The 16,658-nt window shown below is 69.7% G+C and carries 12 protein-coding genes; 8 read left to right on the top strand and 4 right to left on the bottom strand.

Features of this window, described 5'->3' with window-relative positions; all coding sequences use genetic code 11:
- Position 1: 1 nt before the first annotated feature.
- From RSA25_RS08625 to RSA25_RS08650, 6 genes are read left to right on the top strand one after another with little or no spacing between them, the layout of a single operon-like run.
- Positions 2 to 1,126 (top strand): cell division protein FtsQ, encoded by a 1,125-nt coding sequence (locus tag RSA25_RS08625; RefSeq protein WP_332808481.1) that lies wholly within the window; start codon positions 2 to 4, stop codon positions 1,124 to 1,126.
- A 12-nt stretch (positions 1,127 to 1,138) separates the two neighbouring features.
- Entirely contained in the window at positions 1,139 to 2,719 is a 1,581-nt protein-coding gene (locus RSA25_RS08630; RefSeq protein ID WP_332808482.1) for an MBOAT family O-acyltransferase, read from the top strand.
- Positions 2,720 to 2,732: 13 nt separating this feature from the next.
- The gene (locus RSA25_RS08635) at positions 2,733 to 2,963 is read left to right on the top strand and encodes a phosphopantetheine-binding protein (protein ID WP_332808483.1); all 231 of its coding nucleotides are present in this window, start codon (positions 2,733 to 2,735) and stop codon (positions 2,961 to 2,963) included.
- Positions 2,964 to 2,990: 27 nt separating this feature from the next.
- A complete protein-coding gene (locus RSA25_RS08640) occupies positions 2,991 to 4,466 on the top strand; it encodes an AMP-binding protein (RefSeq protein WP_332808484.1) in 1,476 nt (491 codons plus the stop codon).
- Entirely contained in the window at positions 4,463 to 5,149 is a 687-nt protein-coding gene (locus RSA25_RS08645; protein ID WP_332808485.1) for an alginate O-acetyltransferase AlgF, read from the top strand. Before RSA25_RS08640 ends, RSA25_RS08645 begins: the two co-directional genes overlap by 4 nt.
- Before the next feature lie 4 nt (positions 5,150 to 5,153).
- Complete coding sequence (locus tag RSA25_RS08650; RefSeq protein WP_332808486.1) at positions 5,154 to 6,287, top strand: acyl-CoA dehydrogenase family protein; 1,134 nt, start codon at positions 5,154 to 5,156, stop codon at positions 6,285 to 6,287.
- A gap of 42 nt (positions 6,288 to 6,329) precedes the next feature.
- Here the strand turns inward: RSA25_RS08650 and RSA25_RS08655 are convergent, their stop codons facing one another.
- From RSA25_RS08655 to ettA, 3 genes are all read right to left on the bottom strand, one after another.
- Positions 6,330 to 7,328 (bottom strand): DUF4434 domain-containing protein, encoded by a 999-nt coding sequence (locus tag RSA25_RS08655; RefSeq protein ID WP_332808487.1) that lies wholly within the window; start codon positions 7,326 to 7,328, stop codon positions 6,330 to 6,332.
- Positions 7,329 to 7,380: 52 nt separating this feature from the next.
- Complete coding sequence (locus RSA25_RS08660; RefSeq protein ID WP_332808488.1) at positions 7,381 to 8,697, bottom strand: NCS2 family permease; 1,317 nt, start codon at positions 8,695 to 8,697, stop codon at positions 7,381 to 7,383.
- A 153-nt stretch (positions 8,698 to 8,850) separates the two neighbouring features.
- Positions 8,851 to 10,515, bottom strand: a complete 1,665-nt coding sequence (gene ettA / locus RSA25_RS08665) for an energy-dependent translational throttle protein EttA (RefSeq protein ID WP_332808489.1) — start codon at positions 10,513 to 10,515, stop codon at positions 8,851 to 8,853.
- Positions 10,516 to 10,752: 237 nt separating this feature from the next.
- Here ettA and RSA25_RS08670 point away from each other — a divergent pair, with 237 nt between their 5' ends.
- Positions 10,753 to 11,226 (top strand): RcnB family protein, encoded by a 474-nt coding sequence (locus RSA25_RS08670; protein WP_332808490.1) that lies wholly within the window; start codon positions 10,753 to 10,755, stop codon positions 11,224 to 11,226.
- A 594-nt stretch (positions 11,227 to 11,820) separates the two neighbouring features.
- On the opposite strand, the gene RSA25_RS08675 is transcribed toward RSA25_RS08670, so the two are convergent.
- Positions 11,821 to 15,375 carry an autotransporter domain-containing protein gene (locus RSA25_RS08675; protein WP_332808491.1) on the bottom strand — a complete coding sequence of 1,185 codons (3,555 nt, stop codon included), beginning with the start codon at positions 15,373 to 15,375 and terminating at the stop codon, positions 11,821 to 11,823.
- A gap of 316 nt (positions 15,376 to 15,691) precedes the next feature.
- Here RSA25_RS08675 and glyA point away from each other — a divergent pair.
- On the top strand, positions 15,692 to 16,658 hold a 967-nt coding region (glyA, locus tag RSA25_RS08680), incomplete at its 3' end, for a serine hydroxymethyltransferase (protein WP_332808492.1).

The raw sequence follows: 16,658 nt of genomic DNA on the forward strand, positions 1-16,658 counted from the left end.
GATGAGTGCACGTCCCGGCGCACCCGCGCCCCTGCCACCGGCGGCCCCGGCCGGCGCCCACCGGCCGCTGGCCGCGGTGGTGATCGTCCTGCTGGTCATCGGCCTGCTCGCCGGCGGCTGGATGCTGGGCAAGGCGAAGATTCCCGCCGCGTCGCTGGCGCCGGCGCGCTGGGCCGATGGCGAGGCCGGGCGTGCCATCAACGAGGCGCTCAAGCTGCCGGTGCAGGCCCAGGCCGACCTGGCCACCGCCGCGCTGCGCTATCGCCTGCTCGGCGATCTCGGCCCGCAGGTGGCGCTGGGCTGCCCGGACTGGTTGTTCTATCGCGACGGCCTGCGCCCGCCGCCGGGGGCAGGCGCGCAGGTGCTGGCCCAGCGCGTGCGACTGATGCAGCACTGGTCGGCGCAGCTCAAGGCGCAGGGCGTGCAGCTGCTGGTGGTGGCGGTGCCGGACAAATCGCGCATCGAGCAGGCCCACACCTGCGGGCTGCGCCATTCCGAGCCCATGCGCGCGCGGCTGGGCCAGTGGCAGCAGGCCCTGCGCGCGGCGCAGGTGCCCTCCACCGACCTGCTGCCGGTGCTGCAGGCCGGCCAGGCACCGGTGTTCTTCCGCACCGACGTGCACATGAACCGCCTCGGCGCCCAGCGCGCGGCCGAGGCGGTGGCGGCCTCGGCGTTGCCGCTGCTGGGTGGCCGCGGCAGCCAGGCCTTCGAGGTGGGGGCGCCGGGGCCGGCCACACCGCGCATGGGCGACCTGATCGTGCTGGCCGGCCTGGAGAAAGCGCCGCCGGCATGGCGCCCGGCGCTGGACCGCGAGCCGTCGCAGGTGATCGCCCCGCAGCGCAGCGGCGGCCTGCTCGATGACACCCCGCCGGTGGAGGTGCTGCTGCTGGGCAGCTCCAACGGCCGCCGCAGCCTGTTCGCCGAACGCCTCGGCGATGCGCTCGGGCGCGAAGTGTGGAACCAGAGCCTGGATGGCGGGCAGTTCTCCGGTGCGCTGCTGGCCGCCTGGCCGCAGCGCGCGCAATGGCCGCCGACGCTGAAGCTGGTGGTCTGGGAATTCTCCGAAATGGCCCTGTCCTTGCCGTTGACCGACGGTGAGCAGGCAACGCTGGCCCAGATCGACTGAGCGCTACGGACGATGCTTTTCAACTCCTTCCTGTTCCTGCTGGTGTTCCTGCCCATCGCGCTCGGCGTGCATTACGCGCTCGGCGCGGTGCGTCCGCGCCTGGCCGCGCTGTGGCTGTGCGTGGCCTCCATCGTGTTCTACGGCTGGTGGAACCCGCAGTTCGTGGTGCTGCTGTCCGGCTCGATCCTGTTCAACTACCTGGTCAGCCTGGTGATCCTGTCGCTGGCCAAGCGGCCCCGGCTGCAGCTGCTGGCCACCGCGCTCGGCGTGGCCGCCGACATCCTGCTGCTGGTGCACTACAAGTACTTCGCGGCGATGGTGAATTTCGTCGGCGAGCTGGGCCTGAATGTCGGGCCGATGGATGCGTTGATCCTGCCGCTGGGCATTTCCTTCTTCACCTTCACCCAGATCGGCTACCTGCTCGATTGCCGGGCCGGCGTGGTCAACGACCGCAGCCCGCTCAGCTACGTGCTGTTTGTGACCTTCTTCCCGCACCTGATCGCCGGCCCCATCCTCCACCACAAGGAGATGATGCCGCAGTTCAGCAAGCGCGAAACCTACCGCTTCCAGGCCGACAACCTCTCGGTGGGCGGCATGCTGTTCGTGATCGGCCTGGCCAAGAAGGTGCTGCTGGCCGACACCATCGCCCCCTACGCCGATGCGGGCTTCGCCTCCACCGGCGAGGTGCAGTTCTGGGGTGCATGGGCCACCGCGCTCAGCTACGCGCTGCAGCTGTACTTCGATTTTTCTGGCTACTCGGACATGGCGCTCGGCCTGGCCCGCATGTTCGGCATCCGCTTCCCGCTCAACTTCAACTCGCCCTACAAGGCGACCAGCGTGATCGACTTCTGGGCGCGCTGGCACATGACCCTCACCCGCTACATCACCGCCTACCTGTACTACCCGGTGGCGATGGCGGTCACCCGCTGGCGCACCCGCCATGGCCGCGCCACCGGCCCGGCCGCGGTCGCCTCGGCCGGCGGTTTCCTGTCCATGATCGTGCTGCCCACGGTGTGGGCGATGGGCCTGGCCGGCATCTGGCACGGCGCCGGCCTGCAGTTCCTGATCTTCGGCCTGCTGCATGCCGGCTACCTGTCCATCAACCACGCCTGGCGGGTGTTCGTCGGTGGCCGCAAGCCGGCCGCGCTGCGCCAGCTGCGCTGGTACCAGCACGCCGGCTACGTGCTGCTCACCTTCGGCGCGGTGCTGGTGGCCCAGGCCTTCTTCCGCGCCGACGGCGTGCACGATGCCTGGGAGCTGGTCCAGGCCATGTTCGGCGTGCGGGGCTGGGAAAGCCTGGAGAACCTGGGCTACCTTGGCGGCATGGGCCTGGCCGACAGCTGGCGCCTGCTGGCGGGCCACCACGTGCAGCTGCTCTACATCCTGGTGCTGCTGGCCATCGTCTGGCTGGCACCCAACGCCCAGCAGATCATGGGCGTGTACTCGCCCTCGCTGGCCAAGCCCAGCCCGGCCCCGCGCGCGTGGATGCGCTGGCAGCCCAACTGGCAATGGCTGCTGGTGATGCTGCTGATGCTGGGGCTGTCGCTGCTCAGCCTGCACAAAGAATCCCGTTTCCTCTACTTCCAGTTCTGACAAGGTGAACCCGATGGATATCCAGACCCTCCAGGCCCAGCTCATCGACATCGTCGAGTCGGTGATCGGCACCCGCGTGCAGCCGGACGAATACATGGAGTCGCTGTTCGACTCGATGTCCAAGGTGCAGCTCATGGTCGAGGTCAAGGACCGCCTGGGCGTGACCCTGCCGGTCGATGAGATCGATGCCCTGGTCGACTCGGTGCAGGTGCTGGCCGACTACGTGGCCGCGCACCAGCGCTGAGCCCACCCACCCGCAGGAGCCGCCCGCATGCGTTTCGATTTCGACCATTGCCGTTTCGTCGAGCTGGACCACGCACCGCAGGCGCCGGCCCTGCACGATGCCGACGGCAGCCTGGACTGGGCCGGGCTGCATGCCGCCACCCAGGCCTGGATCGCCCGCGCGCAGGCCGCCGGCGTGCAGCCGGGGCATGCGCTGGTGATCTCCGGGCACAAGCAGTCCGCCTTCGTGGTGGCCATGCTGGGTTGCCTGCAGATGGGCGTCACCTACGTGCCGGTGGACACCATCAACCCGCCGGCGCGGCTGCAGCGCATCACCCAGCTCACCCACGCCGGCGCGGTGTACGACGCGGCCACCGACCGCTTCGGCCCCGGCGCCGACGCGCCGCGCGCGCTGAGCGTGCCCGGCCTGGCCTACATCATGTTCACCTCCGGCAGCACCGGCGACCCCAAGGGCGTGCAGATCGGCCGGGACAGCGTGGCGCTGTTCACCGGCTGGATCCGCGACTGCCTGGCACTGGGGCCGGCGCCGGCCTTCCTCAACCAGATGCTTTTCAGCTTCGACTTCTCGCTGTTCGACCTGTGCGGCGCACTTGGCCTGGGCGGCAGCTGCGTGCTGTGCCCACGCGAGGTCATCGCCGACAGCGAGCGTTTCGTGGAGCACCTGCGCCACTCGGCCGTGGCCGTGTGGGCCTCCACGCCGTCCTTCGTGCGCCAGCAGATGCTCAACCCGCGCTTCACCGCCGAGCACCTGCCGTCGCTGCGGGTGTTCGTGTTCGGCGCCGAGTCGCTCACCCCGCGCGTGGCCGAAGCGCTGTGGGCGAGCTTCCCGCAGGCGCGCATCATCAACTCCTACGGCCCCACCGAGGCCACCTGTTCCACCACCTGGGTCGAGATCGACCCGGCCCTGCGCGCGGCCGCGCCCAACCCCTTCCCGATCGGGGTGGCCAAGCCCTATGCCGAGGTCTTCATCGACGACGGCGAAATCTGCATGGCCGGCGACCACGTCATGCGCGGCTACCTGGACCGCCCCGACCTGGACCAGGGCGTGCTGTTCGAGCACCACGGCAAGCGCGCCTACCGCAGCGGCGACCTCGGCGACCTGGACGACCAGGGCCGGGTGTACTTCCGCGGCCGCAAGGACGACCAGATCAAGCTCAACGGCTACCGCATCGAGCTGGCCGAAGTGGACGCCGCACTGTCCACCCTGGCCGGCGTGGTGGCCGGCGCGGCGGTGGTGCTGCGTCGCCCCGATGGCAGCCTGGTGCGCATGATCGGCTTCGTCGAACTGGCCCAGCCGGGGCAGGGCGCGGTGCAGCCGCTGCCACCGGCCCTGCAGGACTGGAAGGAGCAGCTCGGTCGCCGGGTGCCGCCCTACATGATTCCCTCCGAACTCATCGCCGTCGATGCGCTGCCCACCGGCAACAGCAACAAGGTCGATCGCCGACAACTGGAGCAGCGCTATGCCCTGGCGCGCACGCTCCGCAGCAAGGAACCCACCGCATGAAGCTCACCCTGATCCCGCTCGCCGCCGCCCTGCTGGCGCTCGCGCCCCTGTCCGCGCCCGCCCAGCAGGCCGCACCCGAAGGCCGCCTGGCCCAGTTGTACGCGCCGCGCCCACCGGCCGGCTCGGCCTTCGTGCGCGTGCTCAACCCCGGCAGCGCCGCGCTCAAGGTGGCGCTCGGCAACGGCGCCGAGCAGAACATCGGCCCGGCCACGCGCGCCACCCGCTACGCCATCGTCGAAGGGGGCAAGCCGTTCAACGTACGCGTGGCGGGCAAGCCGCGCAGCCAGGCCGCGGTCGCCGCCGGCAGCTTCACCACCCTGGTGCTCGATGCCGCCACCCCGACCCGGCCGCTGGCCGTGCTCGCCGACGGCGGCGGCACCAGCGATGCGCTCAAGGCCGAAATCCGCTTCTACAACCTGGCCAGCGGCTGCGCGCAGGGGCGCCTGGCGATGGCCGACAAGGGCCCGGTGGTGTTCCCGGCGGTGGCCGCCGGCAGCAGCAACGCGCGCGGCATCAACCCGGTCAAGGCCCGCCTGGTGGCCGGCTGCGGCGCCAAGGACAGCGCGCCGCTGGCCTTGCCGGCGCTGCAGCCCGGCGACCACTACAGCCTGTTCCTGACCGGCAGCGCCAGCGCTCCGGTGCTGCAGGGCCAGCTCAGCGGCACCGACGCGGTGGGCCGCTGATCCCATGCAGGCGCGTCCGGTATTCCGCGAAGACCACGAGCTGTTCCGCGATCAGGTCCGGCGTTTCATCGCCGAGCAGATCGCGCCGTACTACGCGCAGTGGGAGCGCGATGGCATCACCCCGCGCGCGCTGTGGCGGGCGGCGGGCGAGGCCGGCCTGCTCAACTGCCAGTTGCCCGAGCCCTACGGCCTGGGCGGCGACATCGGCCACGCCGCCTGCGTGATCGAGGAACTGGCGCGGGCCAATTTCCTCGGCATCGGCTTCTCGATCCACTCGGACATGGTCGCGCCCTACCTCATGCAGTACGGCAGCGACGCGGTGCGCGCGCGCTGGCTGCCGGCGATGGCCCGCGGCGAGGCCATCGGCGCCATCGCCATGACCGAGCCGGGTGCCGGCAGCGACCTCAAGGCCATCCGCACCCGTGCCGAACGCCAAGGCGACCATTACCGCCTCACTGGCCAGAAGACCTGGATCACCAACGGCAGCAACGCCGACGTGGTGGTGGTGGTGGCCACCGTGGCGCCCGAGCTGGGCGCGCGCGGGCTCAGCCTGTTCTGCGTGGACACCCACCTGCCCGGGGTGACCCGCGGCGCGCCGATGCTCAAGATCGGCCAGCACGCCCAGGACACCACCGAGCTGTTCTTCGAGGACGTGGCGGTGCCGGTCTCGCACCTGCTGGGCGAAGAACAGCGCGGCTTCGACTACCTGGGTGAACAACTGGCGGCCGAACGCATGGCCATCGCCCTGCGCGCGGCGGCCTCGGCCGAAGGCATGCTCGCCGAGACCGTGGCCTACGTGCGCCAGCGCAAGGCCTTCGGGCGCTTTCTCATCGACCACCAGAACACCCGTTTCGTGCTGGCCGGCGCCACGGCCAGGCTGACCATGCTGCGCCGCTTCCTGGACCAGTGCCTGGCCGAGCAGCTGGCGGGGCGGCTGGATCCCACCGTCGCGGCGATGGCCAAGCTCAACGCCAGCGAACTGCAGGGCCAGGTGCTGGACGAGCTGCTGCAGCTGCATGGTGGCTACGGCTACAGCAGCGAATACGGCATCGGCCGCGCCTGGACCGACGCCCGCGCGCTGCGCATCTTCGGCGGCAGCAGCGAGATCCTGCGCGACATCATCGGCCGCACGCTGTAACGCAGGCCGCGTTGGCTATCCACCGTTGGTCGGTACGCGCGTTTAAACGCCCCACTGCCGACGCAATGCCTTGGCCTGCGGCGTGTCCTGCGACAGCCACGGGTCCAGCGCATACACCAGCACGTGCTCGGCCCCGCTGTCGCGTGCCCAGGCCAGCTGCCGTTCGATCCGCGCCGGTTCGGCGGTCTCGCCCTTGAACTCGGTGCCGTCGTTGGTCTGCCCCGGCAACTGGCGGAACAGCTCCACGATCGCATCGAAGGCCACGCCGCGCTGGCCGAGCATGGCCAGCAGCGGTTGCAGTTCCTGCACGTTGCCGGCGCCGGCAACGCCCACCCCGTCCTGCACCATCGGCCGCAACGGCACCTGGTCCAGCACGCTGGCCCACACCGCTTCCAGGCGGCCGGTGGTCTGCAACCGGCTGAAATAGGTGGAGGCCGCGCAGTCGCCGCCGCGCGCGGCCGTGGCCTGCTGCAGCCCGTGCAGCCACTGCACCAGCCACTGCACGCGGGCCGGATCGGCCCAGTGGTACTGCTCGATCTCGTAGGGCACATACCAGCCGCCGAAGGCCTGCAGGCGCGCCCACGGGGCCTGCGCCAGCCACTGCTGCGCGCGCGCCAGGCTGTCGGCGAAGAACGCCTGCAGCGCCGCGTCGTCGCCACCGATCGCCTTCCACCAGGACTGTTCGAACGGCAGGCCCACGCGCACGCGGATGCCCGCTTCGCTGGCCGCGGTGAACAGCATCGTCAGGCTGGCATCGGACAACTGCCAGTCGCCTTCCGGCGCACCATGGATGCCGCTCCACTGCAGCACCAGGCGCTTGCAGCCCAGTCGCTGGGCCAGCCGCAGCGAGCGCTGCCAGTCGGCCATCGTCCAGTCCAGGTGGCTGCGCCAGGGCTGCAGGAAGGTGCCGTCCACCTGCACCGGCATCGAGCAGCCGGGCAGGGTGGCCAGCGCGCCCACGGCAGGCGCCAGCAGGGCCGCGCGCAGCAGCTGGCGACGCAACGGCGAAGACGGATCGGACGGCAGGGAAGCATCGCTCATGCCGCCATCATCCCAGAGCCGCGTGGCGGAGGGGTGAACCGACGCGCCGGGTTTATTCCAGCGCGTAGCGCAGCACGAACAGCCCGGCCACCAGCCACACCGCCGGGTGCACCTCGCGCCAGCGGCCGGTGCCGGCCTTGAGCACCGCATAGGCGATGAACCCGAACGCCAGCCCGTTGGCGATGGAATAGGTGAACGGCATCGCCAGCGCGCACAACGCGGCGGGCACCGATTCGGTCAGGTCGCCCCAGTCCACGTCCACCAGTTCGCGCAGCATCAGCCCGGCCACGAACAGCAGGGCAGGGGCGGTGGCATAGCCGGGCACCATCGCTGCCAGTGGCGAGAACAGCAGCGCCGCCAGGAACAACGCGGCCACCACCAGCGCGGTGAGCCCGGTGCGGCCGCCGGCCTGCACGCCCGAGGCGCTCTCGGCAAAGGCGGTGGTGCTGCTGGTGCCCAGCAGCGAGCCGGCCACGATCGCGGTGCTGTCGGCCAGCAGCGCGCGGCCGAAGCGCTTCTGCGCGCCCGGCAGCTTCAACAACCCGGCGCGCCCGACCACGCCATACAGCGTGCCGGTGGCATCGAACACCTCCACCAGCACGAACACCAGCACCACCTGCAGCAGCACCGCGATCGGCGCGCCGCCGTCGTGGTGCAGCAGGCCGGGCAGGTCCAGCTGCAGGAAGGTGGGTGCCAGGCTGGGCGGCAGCGAGATCAGCCCGTGGAACTTCACATCACCCAGCGCCCATGCCGCGCCGGTCACGGCCAGGATGCCGATCAGGATCGCCCCGCGCACCTTGCGGGCCTCCAGGATCGCGATCAGCAGGAACCCGGCCAGGGCCAGCAGCGGCGGGGCGGTATTGAGCGGCCCCAGCGCCACCAGGGTGTCGGTGTTGGCGATGATCACCCCGGATTTCTGCAGCGCGATGATCGCCAGGAACAGGCCGATGCCGGCCACGATCGCCGCGCGCAGCGACGGCGGGATGCCCGCCACCAACCAGGCGCGCACGCCGGTCAGCGACAGCACCAGGAACACCAGCCCGGAAATGAACACCGCCGCCAGCGCCTGTTGCCAGGGCAGGCCGGCCGCGCCCACCACGGTGAAGGCGAAGAACGCATTCAGGCCCATGCCCGGGGCCATGCCGACCGGGAAATTGGCCGCCAGCGCCATCACCAGCGAGCCGAGGGCGGCGGCCAGGCAGGTGGCCACGAACACCGCGCCCGGGTCCATCCCGGTGGTGCCCAGGATGTCCGGGTTGACGAAGACGATGTAGGACATCGTCAGGAAGGTGGTCAGCCCGGCCAGCAGCTCGGTGCGCACGCTGGTGCCGTGCTGCTGCAGCTGGAACAGGCGTTCGGGGAGGGACATGGAGATTTCTCGCGACGACGGGGTGTCACCACCAACGGTGGTGACCTGCCGGAATGCAGAACGGCCGCGCAGAGCGCGCGGGTGTCACGACCAACGGTCGTGACCTACCAGAATGCAAAACGGCCGCGCAGTGCGCGGCCGTGTTGCATTCTTTTACTTCAGCGCCTTGAAGCGCAGGCGCTTGGGCGCGGCGTCGTCGCCCATGCGGCGGCGCTTGTCCTCTTCGTACTCGCGGTAGTTGCCCTGGAAGAACTCCACGTGCGAATCGCCTTCGAAGGCCAGGATGTGGGTCGCGATGCGATCCAGGAACCAGCGGTCATGCGAAATAACGAACGTGTTGCCCGGGAACTCCAGCAGCGCATCTTCCAGCGCACGCAGGGTTTCGATGTCCAGATCGTTGGACGGTTCGTCGAGCAGCAGCACGTTGCCGCCCTGCAGCAGGGTCTTGGCCATGTGCAGGCGGCCACGCTCACCACCGGACAGCGAACCCACCAGCTTCTGCTGGTCCTGGCCCTTGAAGTTGAAGCGGCCGATGTAGGCGCGCGACTGGATCTCGATGCCGTTGATGTTGAGGATGTCCAGGCCGCCGGCGATTTCCTGGAAGACGTTGTGGTTGCCTTCCAGCGCGTCGCGGCTCTGGTCCACGTAGGACAGCTTGACGGTCGGGCCGACGGTGATCTCGCCCGAATCCGGCTTTTCCTGCCCGGTGATCATCTTGAACAGGGTCGACTTACCGGCACCGTTGGGGCCGATGATGCCGACGATGGCGCCACCGGGGACCAGGAAGCTGAGGTTGTCGAACAGCAGGCGGTCGCCGAACTTCTTGGAGACGTTCTTGAACTCCATCACCGAGTTGCCCAGGCGCTCGCCCGGCGGGATGAAGATTTCATTGGTTTCGTTGCGCTTCTGGTAATCCACCGACTGCAGCTCTTCCAGGCGGGCCAGGCGGGCCTTGCCCTTGGTGCGGCCGCCCTTGGCGTTCTGGCGCGACCATTCCAGTTCCTTCTGGATCGCCTTCTGGCGCGACTTTTCCTGGTTGTCTTCCTGCTTCAGGCGCTCGTCCTTCTGCATCAGCCAGTCGGTGTAGTTGCCCTTCCACGGAATGCCGCGGCCGCGGTCCAGTTCCAGGATCCACTCGGCGGCGTTGTCCAGGAAGTAGCGGTCATGGGTGACGGCCACGACGGTGCCGGTGTAGCGCGCCAGGAACTGTTCCAGCCATTCCACCGACTCGGCGTCGAGGTGGTTGGTCGGTTCGTCGAGCAGCAGCATGTCCGGCTTCTGCAGCAGCAGGCGGCACAGCGCCACGCGGCGCTTTTCACCACCGGACAGCTTGCCCACGATGGCATCCCACGGCGGCAGGCGCAGCGCGTCGGCGGCCACGTCCAGCTGGTTCTCCAGGGTGTGCACGTCGCCGGCGGCAAGGATGGCCTCCAGCTTTTCCTGCTGCTTGGCCAGGGCATCGAAATCGGCGCCTTCCTCGGCATAGGCCAGGTACACGGCATCCAGCTGGGCCTGGGCCTGCAGCAGTTCGCCGACGCCTTCCTCGACCGACTCGCGCACGGTCTTGGTCGGGTCCAGCTCCGGTTCCTGGGCCAGGTAGCCGACCTTGATGCCGGCCTGCGGGCGGGCTTCGCCCTCGAAGTCGGTATCCACGCCGGCCATGATCTTGAGCACCGTGGACTTGCCGGCGCCGTTCAGGCCCAGCAGGCCGATCTTGGCACCGGGGAAGAACGACAGCGAGATGTCCTTGATGATCTGCCGCTTGGGCGGGACCACCTTGCTGACGCGGTTCATGGTGTAGATGTATTGCGAGGACATGAGGTCTCCGAAGGCGCAACCCTGCGCCCGTTCCACACGGAACAGGAACAGATGAATAAAGGGGTACCCCCAATTATAGCCGGAAGCGATGACAGCCGCCGGTCGGCCCGGGGGGGCGGGGCTTGCCGGCGCCTGAATGGGCCGTCAAAGCCGTTGAATTGGAAACCGTTTCCAGCCGGAGACGGTTCAGACGGGGTGCGCATGATGGAGCCATCAACCCACCAAGCGAGGCCAATCATGCGCATGAATCGATTTGTGGTCGGGGCCGTGGCCTCGCTGCTGGCCCTGGGCACGGTGGCCCCGGCCTTCGCCGACGACCATCACGGGCGGGGGCACGACCGCCACGACCGTCACGACCGCCGTCACGACCGGCGGGATGACCGGCACGATCGTCGGGACTGGCGCGATGACCGCCGCGAGGCGCGTCACGACCGGCGCTACTACGATCACCGGGGCTACTACCGTCCGGCCCCGCCGCCGCCGCGGGTGGTGTACCGGCCGGCGCCGGGCCACGGTTCCTACGGGTGGGCGCGCGGGCACCGCTATCGCGAGTACTACGGTGGGCCGGTGTACGTGGTGAACGATTACAGCCGCTATTCGGTGCGCCGTCCGCCACGTGACCATCACTGGATCCGGGACGACCGGGGCAATCTGCTGCTGGTGGCGATCGCGACGGGGATCATTGCCGATTACGTGATCAACAATCGGTAAGCCGGTTGGCTGGTTTTCTGATTCTGGACGGCGCCCTTGTGGCGCCGTTCTTCGTTGTGGTGGTGGGGTTGTGGATGGCGCTGGCGCGCCGGGCTTCGAGCGCTTTTGCTTCTGGGTTTTTGGCTTTCTTTGGTTGGTTGGTGGTTTTTTTTTGGAGCAAAGGCGGAAGCGGTTCCTGCGAGTGCGTTGCGCTACTGGCTGGGGTGGGTACGGGCGGGGGTGCGGGACACGCCGTGAACCCATCCATGGGGGCTCTTTTTGCGCCATCCATGGCGCAAAACGGTCCCGCACCCCCGCCCGTACCCACCCTCTGACAGTGGGTCGGTGCGCATGGGAATTGCAACGGCGCTTGGCTGGTTTGAACCAACGAGCGATTGGTGCTGATGGGGCCCGGGTTGCTGGGGTGGCGCAGTTGGCGCTTGCGCCTGAACTGGGTGCTGGCTGTTGTCTTTAGGGTTGGTCGTCAGAAATTTTGGGGATTTCTGGATGTCTGGATGTCCGGATGTCCGGATGTCCGATTCGTCCTCGCGATCAAAAAAAACGCGCCCCGAAGAGCGCGTTTTCTCAATCAAACAGCGAACCGCAGGCCGTGAACTAGAACGCCACCGACCACGCCAGCTGTGCGCTGACCTCGCGCTGGCCATCGCCGCGCTGCCCCTGCATCTGCAGCGACACCCGGCTGTTGGTCGTCGGGCTCACCGCCACGCCCACCTGCGCCAGCACGCTGCGACGGGCCAGGGCCGTGCCCGCGATCGTGAAGCCCTGCGTGCCTTCCACGAAACGGGCGCCCGCCGTCGGCAGACGATCGCCGTCTGCGTATTGCCAGCCCACCCGGGCCGTCAGCATCGCACCGTCGCGCGCGCCGCCGCTGATGTCCCAGTCGGCCTTCAACGCCGCCAGCCCCGTCCGGTAGTCGCTGCGTGCCGCCGCGACCTGCAGCGCGCTGTGCCCGCCGCGCTCCTGCGTCCCGTCGCTCTCCAGTCGCACCTGCGCCACTTCCAGCTCCGGCGTCAGCTGCACGCGCGGGCCGCCGAACGTCCAGCCCGCCCGCAGGAAGGCCGTCGTCCCCGTCGCATCTTCGCGCGCACCCAGCGCCTCGTTCAGCGTGCTCCCCACCTGCGCCGTGCGCGCGCTTTCAGTGCGGTAGTCCGCACGGCTCAGGCCCGCGCGCAGGCGCAGCCCTTCCCAGCGGTACTGCGCATACAGCCCGTACTCGGTCGCGTCTGTCTCCGCCCGCGCTGCCCGGTTGGGCAGGCGGCTGTCCAGCTGCTGCTGGCCTGCGGCCACGCCCACTTCCACCGCCTCGCCGATCTGCCAGCCCGCGCCGGCCATCACCCCGTGCTGCCGCGTGCGGCTGCCCGCGCTGTTGGCCGTCGCATCCGTGCGCCGCTGCCCGCTGCGCCCGGCCACCCACATCGTCACCCCCGGCGCGATCCCGCCGCTGGCTGCCGTGCCGTCCAGATGGCCGTCGATCCCATCGTGCAGGAAGCGGTTCTGCAGCAGCGTCCCGCGATGGGCCGCATGGATTTCACCGGACAGGCTGTCAAAGGCCGGCACCACCTCCGGCACCGCCAGGCGCACCACCGCGTCATATACCGCCGCGCCATTGCCCAGCGCTTCCACCGCGCCGGCCACCGCCTTCTGGTTGTCGTTCACCACCACGTCCGGGAACGCCAGCGCCACCTCCGGCATCGACACGTCATTGCGCGTCATCGTCAGGTACACGTTGTTGGCGTCGTAGCCCAGGCGCGGGTCGAGGAAGGCCAGGTTGCTGTTCACCGCCGCAAACGTGCCGTCCACCCCGCCGCCGGCGTTGAGCACGGTGTAGCGGGTAGCCGGCATCCAGTCACCGGCCGCGGCCACCGCCAGCGTGCCGGCACCGCCCAGGGTGGCCACGCCGGTCACGTCCACGCGGTCGCTGCTGCCATCGGCGGCCACGTCCACCCGGTAGGTCGCGCTCGGGTCGAACACCAGGTCGCCGTTCACCGTCAGCCTGCCCACGCCCTGGCCCGCACCCGGGTCCAGCACGCTGCCCGAGCGCAGGTGCACGCTGCCCACGCGGCCGGTGCCGGCCAGGTAGGCGCCGTTGACCAGGTTCACCTGCCCGCCCAGGGCGCCGTCCACCATCAGCCGGCCCTGGTCCACCACCGTGGTGCCCGCGAACGCGCTGCTGTCGCCGGTCAGCGTCAGCCAGTGGCGGCCCTGGGCGAAGGTGCCGTCGCCGCTGAGCTGCCCGTTGTACTGCAGCACCCGCGTGGTGTCGGTCTTGAACGTGCCCGCGCTGCCGATCTCGATGTTGCCGGTCGGCATCGCGTTGCCGATCGCACGCACCGTGCCGCCGTTGACGCGGGTCGTGCCGTTGAACGCGCCGCCGCCCAGCACCAGCTCGCCGCGGTCGTTCTTCTCCAGCACGCTGCTGCTGGTCCCGCTCAGCGTGCCGCCGAGGGTGGCACTGTCGCCGCTGGCCACCCACACACCGGTGGTGCCCTGCAGGCGCAGCGCATTGCCCAGCGTGCCGATGTTGACCAGGCCCAGCGACGTGCCATCGCCCAGGGTGATCTGGCCACGCCCGGCCGCCGCGCTGCCCTTGAGCGACAGCGTGCCTGCCTCGATCTGCAGCCCGCCATCGAAGGTGTTGGTGCCGCTGAGCATCAGCACGCCCGCGCCGGTCTTGCGCAGCAGGCCGTTGCCGCTGATCGTGCCCTCGATGCCGAGGGTGCCCTGCGTGTCCAGCGTGGAGGCCGCGCTCACCTGCACAGTGCTCTGCACGGTCAGCCAGCCGGCATTGCGCAGCACGCCGCCGGCCAGGACCACGTTGCCGGTGCCGTCGCCGGTGCTGATCGTCTCCCGGCTCGAGGCATTGCCCACCACCAGCTGCCCGTTGCTGCCCACCACCAGCGAGCCCTGGCCCTGGCTGGCATCGCCCAGCCGGATCGACCCGTCGATCGTGGCCGTGCCGCCGTTGTCCACGCGCAGCGTGCCGCTGCCTTCCTGGCCCAGCGCCAGCGAAGTGCTCAGCCAGCTGCCCGCACCGCCGGTGACGTGCACGCTGCCGCTGCCGGTGCTGCGTGCGCCCAGGATCGCCGCGCCGGTGATCAGCTGGCCCTGCACATCCACCGTGGCCACGCCACTTTCGCCCAGCGTCGCGGTGGCGCCGGCGTTGTCCAGCACCGCGCCGTCGCCGATGCCCAGGATGCCGCTACCCAGCACCGTGGCCATGTTCAGGCCCTGGGTGGACACCCGGCCGCCGTTGATGACCTGCAGGTTGCCCTGGCCGCCGGCGCCGATGGTCAGCACGCTGGCGTTGTTCCACTCGCTGCCGGTGTTGTTGACCGTGGCCACACCGGTGCCGCCGGGGCCACCGATCAGGGCGCTGGTGCTTTGCACGCGGGCGCCGCCCTGGACCAGCAGTTCACCCTGGCCCGAGCCGCCCACCTGGATCTGGGTGCTGTCCAACTGCGAACCGGCCATGGCCACCACCACCAGCCCGTCGCTGCCGCCGAAGGCGCCGATCAAGGTGCGGTCGGCCACCACGGTGCCGGCGTTGCTGATCTGCACCCGGCCGTTGCCGCTGGCCCCGGCGTAGATCGTGCCGGCATCCCAGCGCGAGCCCACCCCGTCCACCATCACAAAGCCGTCGCTGCCGGCCATCGAGCCCACCCACGCATTGTGGGTGTACAGGTGCGCGCCCTGCAGCACCGACAGCTCGCCCCGGCCCAGGTGGCCCACGCCGATATCGGCGGCGATATCCCAGGACGTGCCGGCGCCGCGCAGGATGGCGATGCCGGTGCGGCCGGCATTCACGCCCAGCGTGGCGGTGGAAGTGGTGAGCGTGCCGCCGCCGGACATCTCGAACTGGCTGTCCGCGGTGGAGCCGAAGTAAAGGTGGTAGATCTGCGTGCCCGGCGTCTGCAGGCGCAGCAGGTAGCCATCCACGAAGCCGTGGTCGGCCACGCCCGGCGTGCCGTTGCTCCAGTTGCCGTCGTTCCAGTCGCCATCGGCGGTGCGGGCGGTGTTGACCGCGTGCGCGCCGGCACTGATGGCCAGGCCCACCGCCAGCGCCAGCAGCGAGGCGCGGCGGGCTGTGGCATGGGCGGAATGACGGTGTGCCGGCAACGCGGCGGTGCGACGGGCGTGGTACGAAGGCATGACGCGAGATGTCCCCTGATTGGACAGGGCGTATCGGCCGCGTGCGGCGTAGCTTTAGTAGAAGGATCAAGCAATTGCGGACTTGCAAGGAAATTGGTCACGGTTTGCTGCAATGTGCGCCAGCTGCGGCGCGCGCAGTGCCGGCTGTCGGGGCGGGGCAGCGGGCGCGTGCAGGCGCGGCGCGCGCTGGCACCTGCCGCCGCCCCCGGTGGGGCCATGCGACAATCGCCCGGCAAGGCCCGCCGGGCCGGTCGCCCGCGCCCGGTGCCCCGCCTACAATGGCAGGCCTGCTGTCCTCAACCGCCTGGAGTAACCGATGTTCCCGCGTGACGTCCGCATCGAAACCTACGATCCCGAACTGGCCAAGGCCATCGCCGCCGAAACCCAGCGCCAGGAAGACCATGTCGAGCTGATCGCCAGCGAGAACTACACCAGCCCGGCGGTGATGGAAGCCCAGGGCAGCCAGCTGACCAACAAGTACGCCGAGGGCTACCCGGGCAAGCGTTACTACGGTGGCTGCGAATACGTGGATATCGCCGAGCAGCTGGCCATCGACCGCCTCAAGACCCTGTTCGATGCCGACTACGCCAACGTGCAGCCGCACAGCGGCTCGCAGGCCAACCAGGCGGTGTATTTCGCGCTGCTGCAGCCGGGTGACACCATCCTGGGCATGAGCCTGGCCCACGGCGGCCACCTTACCCACGGCGCCAAGGTCAATGCCTCGGGCAAGCTGTTCAACGCGGTGCAGTACGGCGTGGACGAAGCCGGCCTGATCGACTACGACGAGGTCGAGCGCCTGGCGCTGGAGCACAAGCCGAAGATGGTCGTGGCCGGTTTCTCGGCGTATTCGCAGGTGGTGGACTGGGCACGCTTCCGCGCCATCGCCGACAAGGTCGGGGCGGTGCTGTTCGTGGACATGGCGCACGTGGCCGGCCTGGTCGCCGCTGGCGTCTATCCCAGCCCGGTGCCGCACGCCCACGTGGTCACCTCCACCACCCACAAGACCCTGCGCGGCCCGCGTGGCGGCATCATCATTGCCAAGGGGGCAAGCGAGGAACTGCAGAAGAAGCTGCAGTCCATCGTGTTCCCGGGCATCCAGGGCGGCCCGCTGATGCACGTCATCGCCGCCAAGGCCGTGGCCTTCAAGGAAGCGCTGGAGCCGGGCTTCAAGGCCTACCAGGCGCAGGTGGTCAAGAACGCCCAGGCGATGGCCACCACGCTGATCGCCCGCGGCTACAAGATCGTCTCCGGCGGCACCCAGAACCACCTGATGCTGGTGGACA

The organism is Stenotrophomonas sp., assembly GCF_036662295.1.
Classification (GTDB): Bacteria; Pseudomonadota; Gammaproteobacteria; order Xanthomonadales; family Xanthomonadaceae; genus Stenotrophomonas.

Coding starts and splice junctions, on each gene's coding strand:
- RSA25_RS08635 (WP_332808483.1), top strand. CDS start 2,733: ATGGATATCCAGACCCTCCAGGCCCAGCTCATCGACATCGTCGAGTCG.
- RSA25_RS08650 (WP_332808486.1), top strand. CDS start 5,154: ATGCAGGCGCGTCCGGTATTCCGCGAAGACCACGAGCTGTTCCGCGAT.
- RSA25_RS08675 (WP_332808491.1), bottom strand. CDS start 15,375: ATGCCTTCGTACCACGCCCGTCGCACCGCCGCGTTGCCGGCACACCGT.
- ettA (WP_332808489.1), bottom strand. CDS start 10,515: ATGTCCTCGCAATACATCTACACCATGAACCGCGTCAGCAAGGTGGTC.
- RSA25_RS08655 (WP_332808487.1), bottom strand. CDS start 7,328: ATGAGCGATGCTTCCCTGCCGTCCGATCCGTCTTCGCCGTTGCGTCGC.
- RSA25_RS08640 (WP_332808484.1), top strand. CDS start 2,991: ATGCGTTTCGATTTCGACCATTGCCGTTTCGTCGAGCTGGACCACGCA.
- RSA25_RS08670 (WP_332808490.1), top strand. CDS start 10,753: ATGCGCATGAATCGATTTGTGGTCGGGGCCGTGGCCTCGCTGCTGGCC.
- RSA25_RS08630 (WP_332808482.1), top strand. CDS start 1,139: ATGCTTTTCAACTCCTTCCTGTTCCTGCTGGTGTTCCTGCCCATCGCG.
- RSA25_RS08660 (WP_332808488.1), bottom strand. CDS start 8,697: ATGTCCCTCCCCGAACGCCTGTTCCAGCTGCAGCAGCACGGCACCAGC.
- RSA25_RS08625 (WP_332808481.1), top strand. CDS start 2: ATGAGTGCACGTCCCGGCGCACCCGCGCCCCTGCCACCGGCGGCCCCG.
- RSA25_RS08645 (WP_332808485.1), top strand. CDS start 4,463: ATGAAGCTCACCCTGATCCCGCTCGCCGCCGCCCTGCTGGCGCTCGCG.